Here is a 16,032-nt window from a genome sequence, read left to right as displayed (position 1 = left end):
GTGTTCAGCCGCCAATGATCTTCATGATCGTCGCACCACCCGAGAACGCCACTTCCTGCTTGTCACCCAAGGCTTTCACCAGCAGGCGCTGCAAGGCCGGCAATGCCTGATGGCGCGGCTTGTCCAGCAGATCGCCGACATAGTGACGGTTACTCGACGACAAGCAGCCATGCAACCAGCCCGTCGACGACAAGCGCAACCGCGAGCAGGTCCGGCAGAACGGCACGCTTTCGTTGGCGATCACACCAAAATGACCCTGCCCCGGAATTTCATAACGCACCGCCGTCGCATCGACGGGCGCATCGGCTTGCAGGTATTCGTAGCGGTCGCCAATCAGGCTCAGCAGCTGTTGCAGGCTGACAAATTGCTGCAGGAAAGCATTGGAATCGCTGGCCAGATGGCCCATGCGCATCAGCTCGATGAAACGCAGCTCGTAACCGCGCTCGAGGCAGTATTCGAGCAGCGGCATCACCTGATCGAGGTTCTGCCCGCGTAACGGCACCATGTTGACCTTGATCTTGATGCCGGCGGCGCTGGCCTGGTCCATGCCGTCGAGCACCGTGGCCAGATCACCGCCGCGGGCAATGCTGCGGAATGCACTGGCATCCAGGGTATCGAGAGAGACGTTGATCCGACGAATGCCGGCGTCGATCAGCAGTGGCAGTTTTTTCGCCAGCAGTTGGCCGTTGGTGGTCAGGCTGATGTCTTCCAGCCCCATCTGCCCGACGGCGGTCATGAACGCTTCGAGTTTGGGGCTGACCAGCGGTTCACCACCGGTGATGCGCAAACGCTCGATGCCGGCGGCTTCGATCAGATAGGCCACCCCGCGCGCCATGGCGTCGGCCGACAGCTCATCCTGCGCAGCGACCAGCCGCTTGCCGTTGGGCACGCAGTAGGTACAGGCGTAATTGCAGGCTGAGGTGAGGCTAATCCGCAAATTGCGAAAACGCCTGCCTTGACGGTCAACAATCATAGTCACTCCGGCACAAGGAAAATCGGACGGCGTAAAACTTGACTCACAAATCAAGTTTTAGCAAGTCCTATGCCTGAGTATATTCCTGAGGTACTGCGCCATGCTGTGAATATCATGACTAAATCAGCTGGCTGAATGGTTCAGCTGCTCGGCGTGTCGGTATCGCGCTTGCGCTTGTTGCCCATGCGTACGCCGATGTCCATCAGGAACTGGAAGAAACCTTCCTGATCTTCCAGCACATTGCTCCAGAACGGCGAGTGATACAGCGCCACGGCGCCGTGCACCAGCGCCCAGGACGCGCAGTAATGGAAGTAGGGCGGCACGTCTTCGAGCTTGCCTTCGCTGATCCGGCCCTTGATCAGCAGCGTCAGGCGTTCGAAGTTCGAGGCGCGGATCTTATGCAGCTCCTCGATCATCTCCGGCACTTGATTGCCCTTGACCACCTTTTCTTCGAGGCGGTCAAACAAGCGATAACGTTGCGGATCGCGCATGCGGAATTCGAAGTAGGCCCGGGACAGGGCTTCCTTGTCCTTGTCGACGTCGGCCGAGTGCAACAGCTCGTTCAAATCGCGCTCGTAATCGAGCATCAGACGCAGGTAGATCTCCGCCTTCGATTTGAAATGCTTGTAGATTGTGCCTTTGCCGATACCGACGGCATCAGCAATCATCTCGACGGTGACACTGTCTTCACCTTGGTCGAGGAACAGCTTGAGCGCGGTATCGAGAATTTCTTGCTCGCGGCGACGAAATTCACGGACCTTACGAGGTTCTTTATGCATAAGAAAAGGTCTGTCGGGGTCAAAATTCGAAGCCGCGTATTATGCCTAACTTGCGCCAAAATGCACGGATCATCCTCGGATATCTGTGTTTCATGACGATTTCTGGCAGCACCGGCATTTAATGAGAACGCTTCCGAAGCGCCCGTATTCCAAAATTGTTTAAAAATCGGGGCCGGTAAACTGGACTCAGCGCAATACTGATCAATACTTCAACTGTCGGCGGAGCATCTCCCCCAAGTGCCACGCCGATATTGGTACCAACGGACCGCGTACCATTGTTTTACTCCTAATGGTCTTAACCCGGATTCACCCCCCAGAACCCGGGTTTTTTTTGCCTGCGATTTAACCTTTCACATGCGCCAGCGGAAACAAACGCTTGAAGTTTTCGGTGGTCTGCTCGGCAAAACGCTCGTAGGACTCACCGCGCAGCATCGCCAGAAACTCTGCCACTTCCCGCACATATTGCGGAAGGTTCGGTTTGCCGCGATAAGGGATCGGCGCCAGGTACGGCGAATCGGTTTCCACCAGCAATCGGTCGGCAGGCACTTTACTGGCCACGTCACGCAGTGCATCGGCATTGCGGAAGGTGACGATACCGGACAGGGAGATGTAATAACCCATGTCCAACGCCGCTTTGGCCATTTCCCAGTCTTCAGTGAAGCAGTGCAGAACGCCGGCCTGGGGCAATGCCGCTTCGCGCAACAGGTTCAGCGTATCGGCCCGGGCACCGCGGGTGTGGATGATCACCGGCTTACCAGTCTGTTCGGCGGCTTGCAGGTGCAGACGAAAGGATGCCTGCTGCAACTCCGCCGCTTCAGGCTCGTAGTGATAATCCAGGCCGGTTTCACCAATCGCCACCACACGCGGGTGATTGAGTTCCTGCAACAGCCAGTCCAGGGCAGGCGCGGCACCTGGCTGTACGTCAAGCGGGTGCACGCCCACCGAACAATCAACGTCGTCGTAACGTTCTGCCAGGGCTTTGACGTCGGCGGCGTTGTCGACACTGACGCCGATGCACAGAAAATGCCCTACCCCGCGCTGCCGGGCCGCATCGAGTGCGGCATCCAGAGAACCGTCATGGGCGGCGAGGTCGAGGCGATCGAGGTGACAATGGGAATCTACAAGCATTGGGAATCTACGCACATAAAGAGGGCTGCAACTTACATCGTATGGGTGGGACGGTCGGATTTAAGGGCTCCGACCAGATGGGTTTCGATTCGACTGCGCGCGGCGTCGTCGCCGTCGTTGAACTGCACGCCGACGCCGGCCGCGCGGTTGCCCTGCGCGCCTTTGGGCGTGATCCAGGCGACTTTCCCGGCCACCGGAATCTTCTCCGGCTCATCCATCAGGTTCAGCAGCATGAATACCTCATCGCCCAACTTGTAGCTCTTGTTGGTCGGGATAAACAGACCGCCGTTCTTGATGAACGGCATGTAGGCCGCGTACAGCACGGACTTGTCCTTGATGGTCAGGGACAAGATGCCGTTGCGCGGCCCCTGATTGACGGCTTCATTCATGCTGACCTCCACTGCGGATGTTCAGAGTCTAGTCACTTCTGAGTCGGTAAAGACGCCCACTGTACAAGTAACGCTTCCAGCAACAATGCCGGATTGAGGTTGGCTTTGCTCATCACTTTCTGACGCTGGGCGAGAATCCAGTCCTGAATAGTCAGGACTTTTTGCTGGGCGGACTTCTGCGCCAGGTATTGAATGACCTTGCGCATGTCCATCAGCCCGAGACCGGCTTCATCCTGGGTCAGTTGATAACGCAGGATCAGGCTCGACCAGTCGCAAAACCAGTCGAACAGCAGCAACTGCGGAATGCTTTTCCATTCCTCGGCCAACTGCGTCGGCGATTGCTGCTGCTTGAGCAGCTTCTTCACGCCTTCGACCACCAGCAATCGCTGCTCGCGCACGCCCTGAACCTGCAACTTGACTGCGCCCAGTGGCGAGCCGGCGGCCAGGGTCAGCAGTTCGACACGTTGCTCTTCCGAGCTATCCGGCAGCGCCGTCGCCAGCCACGCCAGGCTCATCGCCTCGCTTGGCAGCGGACAGGCCTGCTGCACGCAACGGCTCTTGATGGTTGGCAACAGACGGCTGGTCTGGTGGCTGACCAGCAACAACACCGTATCGCCCGAGGGCTCTTCAAGGCTTTTGAGCAAGGCGTTGGCCGCGTTGACGTTCATCGCCTCGACCGGCTCGATCAACACCACTTTGCGCCCGCCCATTTGCGCCGTCTGCACCACGAAGCTCACCAGATCGCGCACCTGGTCGACCTTGATCGCCTTGTCGGCTTCTTCGGGTTCCAGAATGTAGTTGTCGGGATGGCTACCGGCCTTCAGCAACAGGCAGGATTTGCACTCACCGCAAGCGTCCTGCGCGGTCGGACGCTGGCACAGCAGGCTGGCCATCAAGCGCTCGGCCAGCGCACGCTTGCCGATCCCGGCCGGGCCGTGCAGCAGATAGGCGTGAGCATGTTGCTTGCGACCCGCCATCTGCTGCCAGAGGCTGTCCTGCCACGGATAGGCTTCAGCCACGGGTCAACTCCAGCAAACGCGGGAGCAAAGCGTCCAGCGACTGCTGAACCTGCGCCAGCGGTTTGGCGGCATCGACCAGCACATATCGCGCCGGATCGGCTGCAGCGCGCTGGAGGAACGCACTGCGCACCGCATCGAAAAATGTCCGGCCTTCCAGCTCGAAGCGATCCAGGCGACCGCGCGCACTGGCACGGGCCAGGCCCACTTCCACCGGCAAGTCGAAAATCAGCGTCAGGTCGGGACGCAGCTCACCCTGGACAAAAGTTTCCAGAGTGGTGATGCGCTCCACCGACAAGCCGCGACCGCCGCCCTGATAGGCGAAGGTCGAATCGGTAAACCGGTCACACAGCACCACTGCACCACGAGCCAGCGCCGGACGGATCACGCCGGCCAGATGCTGCGCGCGCGCGGCGAAGACCAGCAACAGCTCGGTGTCCGGGTCCATGACTTCATCGAGCGGCGCCAACAGCACTTCGCGGATCCGCTCAGCCAACGGCGTGCCCCCCGGTTCGCGGGTCAACACCACTTCGATACCGGCGGCGCGCAGGCGCTCGGCGAGGTATTCGCGGTTGGTGCTTTTGCCGGCGCCTTCGGGGCCTTCCAGGGTAATAAACAAGCCAGTCACAGGCAGTCCTTAGTCAGAATCATTGCGGGCTTTGCGGTGCGTCCGGTTCGGGCGCAGGCGCGGCAGCGGGCTCTTTGGCAGGTTCCTGAGCCGGTTCCTGGGTTGGCGCAGGCGCCGGCGATTGAACCGGTTCCTGCGGCGTCACCGGCGGCAAAGCCTCGGGCGCCGTGTCGGGCGAAGCCGCCGGGATCGGTGCCGGCTCGTTCGTCGCTTCTGGCGCGGTGGCCGGCGCCGGACTGGAGCGGTAATCGGCGCGACGCTTGAGCTGGAACTCGCGCACCGCACTGTTGTGGGCGTCCAGATCATCCGAGAACACATGACTGCCATCGCCGCGCGCGACGAAATACAGGCTGTTGCCGGCCACTGGATTCAGCGCAGCGTGGATCGCTTCGCGGCCGACCATCGCAATCGGCGTCGGCGGCAGGCCGGCAATCACATAGGTGTTGTAAGGCGTCGCTTCCTTCAGATGCGCGCGGGTCAATTTGCCGGTGTAACGATCGCCGAGGCCATAGATGACGGTCGGGTCGGTCTGCAACAGCATGCCGATTGCCATGCGCCGCACGAACACGCCGGCGATCTGGCCACGCTCTTGCGGAACGCCGGTTTCCTTCTCCACCAGCGAAGCCATGATCAGCGCCTGATAGGGGTCGGTATACGGCGCGTCCAGCGCTCGCTGCTGCCATTCTTTGGCGAGGACTTCATCGAGGCGCTCGTAGGCTTTTTTCAGCAGCTCGATGTCGGTCATGCCGCGCACGAAGCGGTAGGTGTCGGGGAAGAACCGCCCTTCCGGAAAGACCCCGGTGTGACCAAGTTTTTCCATCACTTCGCTGTCGCTCAGGCCATTCAGCGACTGCTCGAGTTTTTCATCCTTGGCCAGGGCCGCACGCACTTGATGGAAATTCCAGCCTTCGACCAGCGTCAGGCTGTACTGCACCATTTCCCCGCGCTTCCACAGGTCAATCAGGTTTTCCACGGTCATGCCGGGCTGCATGCGGTACTCGCCCTTATGCAACGGTTGCCCGGCCAGGTTGAAGCGCCAATACACGCGTAACCAGAATGCGTCTTTGATAACGCCATCGGATTCGAGCCGAATAAAGGTGCTGTTAGGCGTCGCCCCTTTGGGCACGTCCAGCAATTTTTCCTGGGCAACGTTCAGCGGCTGTTCCAGCGCTGAATGGATTTTCCAGGCCGAAGCGCCCAGACACAGCCCTGCCAGAACCAGGCCGGTTTCCAGCAACAGCAAGAATTTACGTCTCACGTATCAAGCATCCAGTAGCGCACGGGCAATGGTTTGGAGTTTACGGGTGAGCGGCCCAACCGGCCAGCTCAGTGCTGCATAGGCACGCACCGGCCAAATGCCATACACGCTGTTACAGACAAAGACTTCGTCAGCCCATTGCAGCTGATCCAGGGTGATGTCGGTGATTTGCGTGGGGATGCCCAATGACTCGGCTTGAAACAATAATTCCGCACGCATTACGCCGGCCACGCCGCAGCGTTTGAGATCAGCAGTAATCAACACGCCATCGCGCACCAGGAACAGATTGCTGAACACGCCTTCGACCACACGACCGACCAGATCCAGCATCAAGCCTTCGGCATGCTCGGTGTCTTGCCATTCGGACCGGGCGATGACTTGCTCAAGACGGTTCAAATGCTTGAGTCCGGCGAGCAACGGTTGCCTGGAGAGTCGGGTGGTGCAGGGAAACAGGCGCACGCCTTGCTCTGCATTGGCAGCGAGATAAGCCGCCGGAGGATTGCCTTGCAGAATGCGCCGGGCCTGGGCCAAAGGATCGGGGGCGTAACCGCGCAGACTGTCGCCACGGGTCAGGATCAGTTTGAGCACGCCCTCACCCAGCTCGGTGGCGTAGGCCAGCAGCTCACTGCGTATCAGCTCGTGATCGGCCGTGATTGCCAAACGCGAACAACCCTGCGCCAGACGCGACAAATGCCGTTCGAGCAACAACGGCTGCCCGCCGCGCACGACAATGGTCTCAAACAGACCATCACCGTAAGCCAGGCCGCGATCTTTCAGCGACAGAGCGTCAGCCGGCTGACCGTCGACCCAGCTCTCCATCAGTCAGCGAACCGACGGAACACCAGCGAGCCGTTCGTACCGCCAAACCCGAACGAGTTGGACAGCACCACATCGATGTCCATGTTGCGCGCGGTGTGCGGCACAAAATCGAGGTCGCAACCTTCGTCCGGCTCATCGAGGTTGATGGTCGGCGGCGCCACCTGGCTGTTGATTGCCAGCACGCTGAAGATTGCCTCGACGGCGCCCGCCGCACCCAACAGGTGACCGGTCATGGATTTGGTCGAGCTGACCGCCAGTTTGTAAGCGTGATCGCCAAACACCGACTTGATCGCACAGGCTTCGGCCAGGTCACCGGCCGACGTCGACGTACCGTGGGCGTTGATGTACTGGACCTGGTCGCTATTGATCTTCGCATCGCGCAAGGCATTGGTAATACAACGAGCAGCGCCCGCGCCGTCAGCCGGTGGCGACGTCATGTGGAACGCATCGCCACTGGTGCCGAAACCGATCAGCTCGGCATAGATGGTCGCGCCGCGCGCCTTGGCGTGTTCAAGTTCTTCAAGCACCAGCGCACCGGCACCGTCGGAGAGGACGAAGCCATCGCGGCCCTTGTCCCATGGACGGCTGGCGCGGGTTGGCTCGTCGTTGCGGGTCGACAACGCGCGGGAGGCACCGAAGCCGCCCATGCCCAGACCGCAAGCCGCCATCTCGGCGCCGCCGGCAATCATCACGTCGGCTTCGTCGTACATGATGTTGCGGGCTGCCATGCCGATGCAGTGCGTACCGGTGGTACACGCGGTGGCGATGGCGTAGTTAGGTCCCTGGGCACCCAAGTGGATCGACAGGAAACCGGAAATCATATTGATGATCGAGCCAGGCACGAAAAACGGAGAGATCCGTCGTGGGCCGGAATCATGCAGGGTGCGGCTTGTTTCTTCGATGTTGGTCAGACCACCAATGCCCGAACCCATGGCCACGCCGATGCGTTCACGGTTGGCGTCGGTGACTTCCAGACCGGCGTTGCGGACTGCCTGAAACCCTGCGGCCAGACCATACTGAATGAACAGGTCGAGCTTGCGAGCTTCCTTGACTGACAGGTATTCCTCGACATTGAAGCCCTTTACCGAGCCGCCAAAACGGGTGGAATAGGCAGAAAGGTCGGTGTGTTCGATCAGACCAATGCCACTGCGGCCAGCCAGAATGCCCTGCCAACTGCTCGGCACATCCGTGCCCAGTGGCGACAACATACCCATACCGGTGACTACGACGCGTCTACGCGACACAGCACTCTCCTTTTTCAAATGACGACTTTGCATCAGGCCTAAAGGAAAAAACCGCACGCCATGAGGCAGTGCGGTTTTTCCATGACAGCGAGCAACGATTACAAGCTATTAAGCCTGGTGGTTTGTAACGTAATCGATTGCAGCTTGTACAGTAGTGATCTTCTCAGCTTCTTCGTCAGGGATTTCGGTCTCGAATTCCTCTTCCAGAGCCATCACCAGCTCAACGGTGTCAAGGGAGTCGGCACCCAGGTCTTCAACGAAGGAAGCGGAGTTAGTCACTTCTTCTTCTTTAACGCCCAGTTGCTCAGCAACGATTTTCTTGACGCGCTCTTCGATGGTGCTCATACCTTGTTTTCACTCCTAATGGACAAATTCAGGCAGCTGGCCAGTGGGTAAGTGTATAGAAAGACTTTTCAGCATTTCAACTGAAAGCTTCACTCCTCAAACCCGACGGCCCTCTGCCTACAAATAGATTGCAGCTTTATAACGGATTTTAGACAGCTCGTATGACATTTTTTTGAAGCAACCCGTCACATTTAACTCATGTACATCCCGCCGTTCACCGGGATTGTAGCCCCAGTAACGTAAGCCGCACCGTCGGATGCAAGAAAAGCGACCACAGACGCGATCTCTTGTGCTTGCCCCAGACGGCCCAGCGGAATTTGCGTCTGCAAGGCTTCACGCTGGGCCTCGGGCAGCTCGCGGGTCATATCGGTGTCGATGAACCCAGGGGCCACCGAGTTTACCGTAATCGAACGCGAACCGACTTCACGCGCCAGGGCACGACTGAAACCTTCCAGACCGGCCTTGGCGGCAGCGTAGTTTACTTGGCCTGCGTTGCCCATGGCACCCACAACCGAGCCAATACTGATAATTCGACCCCAACGGGCTTTGGTCATGCCGCGCAAAACGCCCTTGGACAGGCGGAACAGACTGTTCAGGTTGGTATCGACGACGTCATGCCATTCGTCATCTTTCATACGCATCATCAGGTTATCGCGGGTGATACCGGCATTGTTGACCAAAATCGCCGGCGCACCGAATTGCGCCTGAATGCTCGCCAGCACCGCTGCAACGGATTCGTCGCTTGTGACATTGAGTTCCAGGCCAGAGCCTTGAATACCGTTTTCCTTCAGGGTTGCGGCGATGCGCTCGGCACCCGCGGCGGACGTCGCGGTACCAATGACGATGGCACCCTGACGACCCAGCTCCAGGGCGATGGCCTGGCCGATACCGCGGCTCGCGCCGGTGACCAATGCAACTTTACCTTGCAGACTCATGCAAGCTTCTCCTGATTCAGGCCAACGCTGCACGGGCGGCAGCGAAGGCGTCTGGGGTATTGAGGTTGGATGTCGACACGCCTTCGGCGCAGCGTTTGTTCAGGCCCGCCAGCACTTTGCCGGGGCCGCATTCGACCAACTGGATCGCGCCCTTCGAAGCCAGTGCCTGGACCGATTCAACCCAGCGTACAGGCTTGTAGAGCTGCTCAAGCAGGTCGCGTTTGAGGGTTTCCAGATCAGCCGGAATGGCGGCACTGACGTTCTGCACCAGCGGAATCTGCGGCGCCTGCCAGTTGATCGCGGCGATCGACTCGGCGAAACGCTCGGCAGCCGGGCGCATCAGCTCGCAGTGCGACGGTACGCTGACCGGCAACGGCATCGCGCGCTTGGCACCACGGGCCTTGCAGCCTTCGATAGCGCGCTCGACCGCAGCCTTGGCGCCGGCGATCACGACCTGGCCCGGGGAATTGAAATTGACCGCGCTTACGACTTCGCCTTGCGCTGCTTCGGCGCAGGCAGCCAGTACGTCGGCGTCGTCCAGACCGAGAATGGCAGCCATGCCACCCTGCCCGGTCGGAACGGCTTCCTGCATCAACTGGCCACGGCGCTCGACCAGTTTCACCGCGTCCGCCAGACTCAGGCTGCCCGCCGCGACCAGCGCGCTGTATTCGCCCAGGCTGTGACCGGCAACATACGCCGGACGCGCGCCGCCTTCAGCCAGCCACAGACGCCACAAGGCAATCGATGCAGTCAGAATCGCCGGCTGGGTTTTATCGGTTTGGTTGAGTTGCTCTTCCGGCCCTTCCTGGGTCAGTGCCCACAGGTCGTAACCGAGAGCATCGGATGCTTCTTTGAATGTTTCAAGGACGATTGGATGTTGCGCGCCCAACTCGGCCAGCATGCCGAGGGACTGCGAACCCTGTCCTGGAAAGACGAATGCGAGGGAAGCAGACATGTAACAAGCCCCTAATGATCTGGTCGTCGGAGAATTGTCGTCCCGCTTGAGGGACGCAAGAAACTGACAGTTTGGATGGCCAATTGAACTGAGCGGTCACATTTAAGCATTGTCCGACGAAAATGCCTAAAGCAACAAATCCTCCAGACGACCGTGAATCCGTTCCGGAAGGTTTTCCTGGATCTCGATCAAGGCGCGCGAGATGGCGCTCTGGAAACCCTCAACCCCTGCAGAACCGTGACTCTTCACCACAATGCCCTGCAAACCGAGGAAGCTGGCGCCATTGTGCCGAGCGGGCGCCAGGTCCGCTTGCAGGCGCTTCATCAGCGGCAGCGCCATGGCGCCTACGACTCTTGATGCAAAATTCTTTTTGAACAGGGCTTCAATGCGCCCGGCAATCATGGTCGCCAGCCCTTCGCTGGATTTGAGGAGGATATTGCCGACAAAGCCGTCACACACCACCACATCTGCCTCGCCCCGATACACACCGTCACCTTCAACAAAACCGATGTAGTTGATGCCGCGCGCGCTCTGCAACAACGTCGCTGCCAACTTGACCTGCTGATTGCCCTTGATGTCTTCGGTACCGATGTTCAACAACGCGACACGCGGACGGACGATGCCCAGGGTTTCCGCCGCCACCGAGCCCATTACCGCAAATTGCAACAGGTGTTCGGCGCTGCAATCGACGTTCGCGCCCAGATCCAGCAGTTGGCAATAACCTTTCTGCGTCGGGATCGCCGCGACCATGGCTGGCCGGTCAATGCCCGGCAACGTCTTAAGCACAAAACGCGACAATGCCATCAATGCCCCGGTATTGCCGGCGCTGACGAAGGCCTGAACCTTGCCGTCTCGCAGCAACTCGAGTGCCACACGCATCGACGAATCAGGCTTGCCGCGCAGGGCTTGAGCAGGCTTTTCGTCCATGGTGATGACTTCGGTCGCGGGCACAATCGACAGGCGTGAGCGATCCACAGCCGATTGGCCAACGATCAGTTCTTCAAGGAGGGAAGGTTGACCGACAAGGGCCAGGTGCAGCGAGGGTGTTGCATTCAGGCAAGCGAGGCTGGCCTGGACAATGCTGCGGGGACCGAAGTCCCCGCCCATTGCGTCAATCGCGATGACTTGAGCAGACAAGTGATTACTCGTCAGCGCCCTTGTCGATCACTTTACGGCCACGGTATACGCCTTCTGGCGATACGTGGTGACGCAGGTGAATTTCACCGGTGGTTTTTTCTACAGACAGAGTGCTTGCCGTCAGGGCGTCGTGCGAACGACGCATGTCACGGGCAGAGCGGGATTTTTTGTTCTGCTGAACAGCCATAATTGATTAACTCCTAAACGTTTGGGTCACGCTTTAACTGCGCCAATACACTGAACGGGTTGGACCGCGTTACCTCGTCCTCGCTCGGTTCGGCCTCTTCGAGACCTCCCGGCTGCTGGCATTCTTCCGGATGATGAGCAGGCACAATGGGCAAGGCGAGCAGAAGCTCCTCCTCGATCAGTGACTGCAGATCCAATGGATCTTCGCCCAGTTCCAGCACGTCATAACCTTTCGGCAACGACTGGGTATTCGCACCCTCCTTCACCACAGCATAACTGCACTCGCTGTGAATCGGCAGGGTGACCAGCTCAAGACAACGCTGGCAAACCATTTTGACTTCGGTGTCGATAAAGCTGTGAATTACCACAGATTTACGTTCATCTCGTTCAAAAACGAATTTAGCCTGCACCGTACCGACAGTATCGGAAAGCGGGTCGCAGAGTCTCTCCAAATCGGCCAGCAGCAGTTCACCTTGAAGGGTGGTGCCACGATCAGCCAATTTGCGCGGGTCAACGTGAGGTGGAATCGGGTCATTCAACATAGGCGCAGCATTATAGGGATGCCCCCGGCCATGTCAAAGGAAATTCAGCCCTGTCCGTCACCTGGAAGCCTCGCTAGAATTCGCGCCTGTCTTCTGGAGATGCGCATGCTGCCTTTATTACTCGCTTCAAGCTCAGTTTATCGCCGGGATTTGCTGGCCCGCTTGCAGCTGCCGTTCATCTGCAGCTCGCCGGATATCGATGAAAGTCATCGCCCGCAAGAGCCTGCAATAGAGCTGGTAAAGCGGCTCGCCCAAGAGAAAGCCCAGGCCCTCGCCGGCAGTCACCCCGCTCATCTGATTATCGGCTCCGACCAAGTGGCAGTGCTTGGCGACCTCATCATCGGCAAACCCCACACCTTCGAAAAGGCCCGCGAGCAACTATTGGCCTCAAGCGGCGCGAGCGTCACCTTTCTGACCGGCGTAGCCCTGCTCAATAGCCAGACCGGCCGCTGCCAGGCCGATTGCGTGCCGTTCACCGTGCACATGCGCACGCTGGACGCCGCACGCATCGAGCGCTACCTGCGCGCCGAACAGCCCTACGATTGCGCTGGCAGCTTCAAGGCTGAAGGTTTGGGGGTGAGCCTGTTTCAAAGCACCGAAGGCCCTGACGCCACCAGCCTGATCGGTCTGCCGCTGATTCGTTTGATCGACATGCTGCTGGCCGAGGGCGTGCACATCCCCTGAACACCACCTCAGAAATCCTATTCACAAAAAACCGGCTGCGAGGCCGGTTATTTATGCCGTTTGAGGATCAGCGCAACGACGGCCCGTGAAAGCCCATCCACATTGCCAGCTGCTCAGCCACGCTGGCACCCAGCTTTTTCGAGAAGCGATCAAACGGCGACTCCTGAACCGTGAAGTCCACCAGCTCTTTCTCGCCAATCACATCACGCGCCACGGAGCTGGCGTTGCCCAGGCCATCGATCAAGCCCAGCGGCAGCGCCTGCTCACCAGACCAGACCAGCCCGGAGAACAATTCCGGATGCTCTTTGTCCTTGAGGCGATCGCCACGACCCTTCTTCACGCTGTTGATGAACTGCTGGTGCGTGGTATCGAGCACGCCCTGCCAGAACTGGGTTTCTTCAGGCTTTTGCGGCTGGAACGGGTCGAGGAACGACTTGTGCTCGCCGGACGTGTAGGTGCGGCGCTCGACGCCGAGCTTTTGCATGGTGCCAACGAAGCCGTAACCCGCCGCCGTCACGCCAATGGAGCCCACCAGACTGGCCTTGTCGGCGTAGATCTGATCAGCAGCACTGGCAATGTAATAAGCGCCGGAAGCGCCCAGATCGGAAATCACCGCGTACACCTTGGTGTCCGGGTGCAGGCCGCGCAGACGAACGATCTCGTCATAAACGTAACCCGACTGCACCGGACTGCCGCCTGGGCTGTTGATGCGCAGGATCACGCCTTTGACTTTCTCATCCTCGAAAGCCGCACGCAGGCTGCCGACGAGGTTGTCAGCGCTGGCGGGCTCCTTGTCGGCGATCACGCCAGTCACGTCGATCAGCGCGGTGTATTTGGCGCTGCGGGTGGCGGCCTTTTCCATGTCCATCAGCGGCGTGAACAGGACCAGCGCGCCAAACAGGTACACAAAGGTCAGCAACTTGAAGAAAATCCCCCAACGCCGCGAGCGGCGCTGTTCCTGCACACTGGCCAACAGGGTCTTTTCCAACAGCTTCCAGCTCTTCTCGTCACCGCTCTCTGCGCTCGCCTTGGCGGGCGCTTTCCATTCGTCGGTCATGCCATCTACCCCAGCAAAAATCTATTAGGCCCGCTGACTCAGCCAGGCATGCAATTCTGAAAAACGATCGATGGACAATGCCGGCTCGAACACCTTCAACGCTTCAATCGACTGCGCGCCATAACTCACCGCCACTGAATCCATCCCGGCGTTGCGCGCCATCTGCAGGTCGAAGGACGAATCGCCGACCATCAACGCCTGCTCCGGACGAACATCGCAATGAGCGAGGATCTGCTCAAGCATCAGCGGATGAGGTTTGCTGGCGGTTTCGTCAGCCGCACGGGTAATGTCGAAATAATCGTCCCAACCGTGCGCCTTCAGTACCCGATCCAGCCCGCGACGCGCCTTGCCGGTCGCGACCGCCAAGCGATAACCCTCAGCGCGAAACGCCTCCATCGACTCTAATACGCCCTCGAACAACGGCGAAGGCGCCGCTTCTGCGGCGATGTAGTGATCGGCATAGTGCTGACGGAAAGCCACCAGTTCGTCGTCACCGATTTCCGGGTACAACGTACGAATCGCCTCGGGCAACCCCAGGCCAATAATTCCTTTGACGGCAAAGTCATCGCGCAACTGGAAACCGGAACGCTCGGACGCGACGTGCATCGCCTCGACAATCCGACCAATGGAGTCAGCCAGAGTGCCGTCCCAATCAAAAATCAGCAGTTTGTAATCCGGCGGGATTTTATCAGAGGGGTGCACTCAGGCGCTCCACGGTCTTGGCCCACATCTCGTCGACAGGGGCCTGCAGCTTCAGTTCGCCACCATCGGGCAGCGGCACGGTCAGCATGTAGGCGTGGAGGAACAGACGTTTACCGCCCAGATCACGAATTTCCTTACTGAAATCGTCATCGCCGTACTTGGTGTCGCCGGCGATGCAATGCCCGGCGTGCAAGGTGTGGACGCGAATCTGGTGAGTCCGGCCGGTGATCGGCTTGGCTTCAATCAGGGTGGCAAAGTCACCGAAGCGACGCAGGACCTTGAACACGGTCACCGACTCCTTACCCTCCTCCTCGTCGACCTCGACCATGCGCTCGCCGGAGCGCAAATTGCTCTTGCCCAGCGACGCACGGACTTGCTTGATCGAAGCCGCCCAGTTGCCGCGAACCAGCGCCATGTAGCGCTTGTCCACGCCATCACCGCGCAAGGCCGTGTGCAAGTGACGCAGCATGCTGCGTTTCTTGGCGATCATCAGCAGGCCGGAGGTGTCACGGTCGAGACGATGAACCAGCTCCAGCTCCTTGCAATCGGGACGCAACTGGCGAAAGGCCTCGATCACGCCGTAGGTCAGGCCGCTGCCGCCGTGAACGGCTATTCCACACGGCTTGTTGATCACGATCAGCGCCTTGTCTTCGAAGACAATCGACGCTTCCAGGCGTTGCAGAAGGCCTTGGGCCAGCGGCACCGGCTCGTCGCGCTCAGGCACGCGAACCGGCGGCACGCGCACGATATCGCCCGCCTGCAGCTTGTATTCGGGCTTGATCCGGCCTTTGTTCACTCGCACTTCGCCCTTGCGCAAAATGCGGTAAATCAAGGTCTTGGGCACGCCTTTGAGCCGAGCGAGAAGGAAGTTATCAATACGTTGGCCGGCATATTCCGGCGAGACCTCCAGCAGTTGTACGGCTGGGGTCGAGGGGGCAGTAGTCGTCATGGCGCGGATGATATCAATTTTTTATGGAATTGAAGCACTTAATCATTACTGCTATAGTCGCGAACGCCGCCAAAAGCGGCCTGGACAGCGGACCAACGGTCAAAAACCGGCCCTGACCAATGCAATTCACCAGGACGCGAGGCCGTCCTACGGGGCTTTCGCTACGTAACGGTGGAGTTTGCAGGTGTAACGAGCGCAGGTGACATAAGGCCTGAATCACGCCGCAAAGCAGAGTTTTCACTCCCTTCGCGAGCCATATTCACGGCCAGTTCACAAAGTGCAGTCAGCTGCGAATGACCCCGAGCG

General features: G+C 59.2%; 19 protein-coding genes. 1 reads left to right on the top strand and 18 read right to left on the bottom strand.

What is annotated here, in order from left to right:
• Positions 1-4: 4 nt before the first annotated feature.
• From ACYZT4_RS01305 to ACYZT4_RS01235, 15 genes are all read right to left on the bottom strand, one after another.
• Positions 5-973 carry a GTP 3',8-cyclase MoaA gene (locus tag ACYZT4_RS01305; protein WP_461984637.1) on the bottom strand — a complete coding sequence of 323 codons (969 nt, stop codon included), beginning with the start codon at positions 971-973 and terminating at the stop codon, positions 5-7.
• 140 nt (positions 974-1,113) lie between these two features.
• Positions 1,114-1,752, bottom strand: coding sequence for a TetR/AcrR family transcriptional regulator (locus tag ACYZT4_RS01300; RefSeq protein WP_008031613.1), 639 nt, complete (start codon positions 1,750-1,752; stop codon positions 1,114-1,116).
• Between the two features lie 342 nt (positions 1,753-2,094).
• Positions 2,095-2,880 (bottom strand): TatD family hydrolase, encoded by a 786-nt coding sequence (locus ACYZT4_RS01295; RefSeq protein WP_461984635.1) that lies wholly within the window; start codon positions 2,878-2,880, stop codon positions 2,095-2,097.
• Between the two features lie 32 nt (positions 2,881-2,912).
• Entirely contained in the window at positions 2,913-3,269 is a 357-nt protein-coding gene (locus ACYZT4_RS01290; RefSeq protein ID WP_461984634.1) for a PilZ domain-containing protein, read from the bottom strand.
• Positions 3,270-3,301: 32 nt separating this feature from the next.
• Complete coding sequence (locus tag ACYZT4_RS01285; RefSeq protein WP_461984632.1) at positions 3,302-4,288, bottom strand: DNA polymerase III subunit delta'; 987 nt, start codon at positions 4,286-4,288, stop codon at positions 3,302-3,304.
• Complete coding sequence (tmk, locus tag ACYZT4_RS01280) at positions 4,281-4,913, bottom strand: dTMP kinase (protein WP_461984630.1); 633 nt, start codon at positions 4,911-4,913, stop codon at positions 4,281-4,283. The genes ACYZT4_RS01285 and tmk overlap by 8 nt, the downstream gene beginning before the upstream one ends.
• 19 nt (positions 4,914-4,932) lie before the next feature.
• Complete coding sequence (gene mltG, locus ACYZT4_RS01275) at positions 4,933-6,171, bottom strand: endolytic transglycosylase MltG (RefSeq protein WP_461984629.1); 1,239 nt, start codon at positions 6,169-6,171, stop codon at positions 4,933-4,935.
• Between the two features lie 3 nt (positions 6,172-6,174).
• Complete coding sequence (gene pabC, locus ACYZT4_RS01270) at positions 6,175-6,990, bottom strand: aminodeoxychorismate lyase (protein WP_461984627.1); 816 nt, start codon at positions 6,988-6,990, stop codon at positions 6,175-6,177.
• On the bottom strand, positions 6,990-8,234 hold the full coding sequence (gene fabF / locus ACYZT4_RS01265) for a beta-ketoacyl-ACP synthase II (RefSeq protein WP_131062725.1): 1,245 nt from the start codon (positions 8,232-8,234) through the stop codon (positions 6,990-6,992). Before fabF ends, pabC begins: the two co-directional genes overlap by 1 nt.
• 108 nt (positions 8,235-8,342) lie before the next feature.
• The gene (gene acpP / locus ACYZT4_RS01260; RefSeq protein WP_461984625.1) at positions 8,343-8,579 is read right to left on the bottom strand and encodes an acyl carrier protein; all 237 of its coding nucleotides are present in this window, start codon (positions 8,577-8,579) and stop codon (positions 8,343-8,345) included.
• 191 nt (positions 8,580-8,770) lie between these two features.
• Positions 8,771-9,514 carry a 3-oxoacyl-ACP reductase FabG gene (gene fabG, locus ACYZT4_RS01255; protein WP_461984623.1) on the bottom strand — a complete coding sequence of 248 codons (744 nt, stop codon included), beginning with the start codon at positions 9,512-9,514 and terminating at the stop codon, positions 8,771-8,773.
• A gap of 16 nt (positions 9,515-9,530) precedes the next feature.
• Positions 9,531-10,469, bottom strand: coding sequence for an ACP S-malonyltransferase (fabD, locus tag ACYZT4_RS01250; RefSeq protein ID WP_461984621.1), 939 nt, complete (start codon positions 10,467-10,469; stop codon positions 9,531-9,533).
• A 126-nt stretch (positions 10,470-10,595) separates the two neighbouring features.
• The gene (plsX, locus tag ACYZT4_RS01245; RefSeq protein ID WP_461984620.1) at positions 10,596-11,606 is read right to left on the bottom strand and encodes a phosphate acyltransferase PlsX; all 1,011 of its coding nucleotides are present in this window, start codon (positions 11,604-11,606) and stop codon (positions 10,596-10,598) included.
• Positions 11,607-11,610: 4 nt separating this feature from the next.
• Positions 11,611-11,793 carry a 50S ribosomal protein L32 gene (gene rpmF / locus ACYZT4_RS01240; RefSeq protein ID WP_008152339.1) on the bottom strand — a complete coding sequence of 61 codons (183 nt, stop codon included), beginning with the start codon at positions 11,791-11,793 and terminating at the stop codon, positions 11,611-11,613.
• A gap of 13 nt (positions 11,794-11,806) precedes the next feature.
• The gene (locus ACYZT4_RS01235; protein WP_017340114.1) at positions 11,807-12,334 is read right to left on the bottom strand and encodes a YceD family protein; all 528 of its coding nucleotides are present in this window, start codon (positions 12,332-12,334) and stop codon (positions 11,807-11,809) included.
• A 105-nt stretch (positions 12,335-12,439) separates the two neighbouring features.
• Here ACYZT4_RS01235 and ACYZT4_RS01230 point away from each other — a divergent pair, with 105 nt between their 5' ends.
• Positions 12,440-13,018 (top strand): Maf family protein, encoded by a 579-nt coding sequence (locus ACYZT4_RS01230; RefSeq protein WP_461984618.1) that lies wholly within the window; start codon positions 12,440-12,442, stop codon positions 13,016-13,018.
• Between the two features lie 67 nt (positions 13,019-13,085).
• Here the strand turns inward: ACYZT4_RS01230 and sppA are convergent, their stop codons facing one another.
• Genes sppA through rluC form a run of 3 tightly spaced genes read right to left on the bottom strand, consistent with a single transcriptional unit; the run spans position 13,086 to position 15,726 of the window.
• Complete coding sequence (gene sppA, locus ACYZT4_RS01225; RefSeq protein ID WP_461984616.1) at positions 13,086-14,075, bottom strand: signal peptide peptidase SppA; 990 nt, start codon at positions 14,073-14,075, stop codon at positions 13,086-13,088.
• 24 nt (positions 14,076-14,099) lie between these two features.
• A complete protein-coding gene (locus ACYZT4_RS01220; protein WP_461988501.1) occupies positions 14,100-14,759 on the bottom strand; it encodes an HAD-IA family hydrolase in 660 nt (219 codons plus the stop codon).
• 4 nt (positions 14,760-14,763) lie between these two features.
• Positions 14,764-15,726, bottom strand: a complete 963-nt coding sequence (rluC, locus tag ACYZT4_RS01215; RefSeq protein WP_461984614.1) for a 23S rRNA pseudouridine(955/2504/2580) synthase RluC — start codon at positions 15,724-15,726, stop codon at positions 14,764-14,766.
• Positions 15,727-16,032 lie beyond the last annotated feature (306 nt).

This window comes from Pseudomonas sp. GB2N2, assembly GCF_054897705.1.
The sequence above is the reverse complement of the archived record's forward strand: the minus strand, read 5'-3'. Positions and strand labels throughout refer to the sequence as shown.

What these genes read in the sequence shown, in the direction of transcription:
- ACYZT4_RS01305 (WP_461984637.1), bottom strand. Translation starts at nt 973, where the DNA reads ATGATTGTTGACCGTCAAGGCAGGCGTTTTCGCAATTTGCGGATTAGC.
- ACYZT4_RS01300 (WP_008031613.1), bottom strand. Translation starts at nt 1,752, where the DNA reads ATGCATAAAGAACCTCGTAAGGTCCGTGAATTTCGTCGCCGCGAGCAA.
- ACYZT4_RS01295 (WP_461984635.1), bottom strand. Translation starts at nt 2,880, where the DNA reads ATGCTTGTAGATTCCCATTGTCACCTCGATCGCCTCGACCTCGCCGCC.
- ACYZT4_RS01290 (WP_461984634.1), bottom strand. Translation starts at nt 3,269, where the DNA reads ATGAATGAAGCCGTCAATCAGGGGCCGCGCAACGGCATCTTGTCCCTG.
- pabC (WP_461984627.1), bottom strand. Translation starts at nt 6,990, where the DNA reads ATGGAGAGCTGGGTCGACGGTCAGCCGGCTGACGCTCTGTCGCTGAAA.
- acpP (WP_461984625.1), bottom strand. Translation starts at nt 8,579, where the DNA reads ATGAGCACCATCGAAGAGCGCGTCAAGAAAATCGTTGCTGAGCAACTG.
- fabG (WP_461984623.1), bottom strand. Translation starts at nt 9,514, where the DNA reads ATGAGTCTGCAAGGTAAAGTTGCATTGGTCACCGGCGCGAGCCGCGGT.
- fabD (WP_461984621.1), bottom strand. Translation starts at nt 10,469, where the DNA reads ATGTCTGCTTCCCTCGCATTCGTCTTTCCAGGACAGGGTTCGCAGTCC.
- rpmF (WP_008152339.1), bottom strand. Translation starts at nt 11,793, where the DNA reads ATGGCTGTTCAGCAGAACAAAAAATCCCGCTCTGCCCGTGACATGCGT.
- ACYZT4_RS01235 (WP_017340114.1), bottom strand. Translation starts at nt 12,334, where the DNA reads ATGTTGAATGACCCGATTCCACCTCACGTTGACCCGCGCAAATTGGCT.
- ACYZT4_RS01230 (WP_461984618.1), top strand. Translation starts at nt 12,440, where the DNA reads ATGCTGCCTTTATTACTCGCTTCAAGCTCAGTTTATCGCCGGGATTTG.
- sppA (WP_461984616.1), bottom strand. Translation starts at nt 14,075, where the DNA reads ATGACCGACGAATGGAAAGCGCCCGCCAAGGCGAGCGCAGAGAGCGGT.
- rluC (WP_461984614.1), bottom strand. Translation starts at nt 15,726, where the DNA reads ATGACGACTACTGCCCCCTCGACCCCAGCCGTACAACTGCTGGAGGTC.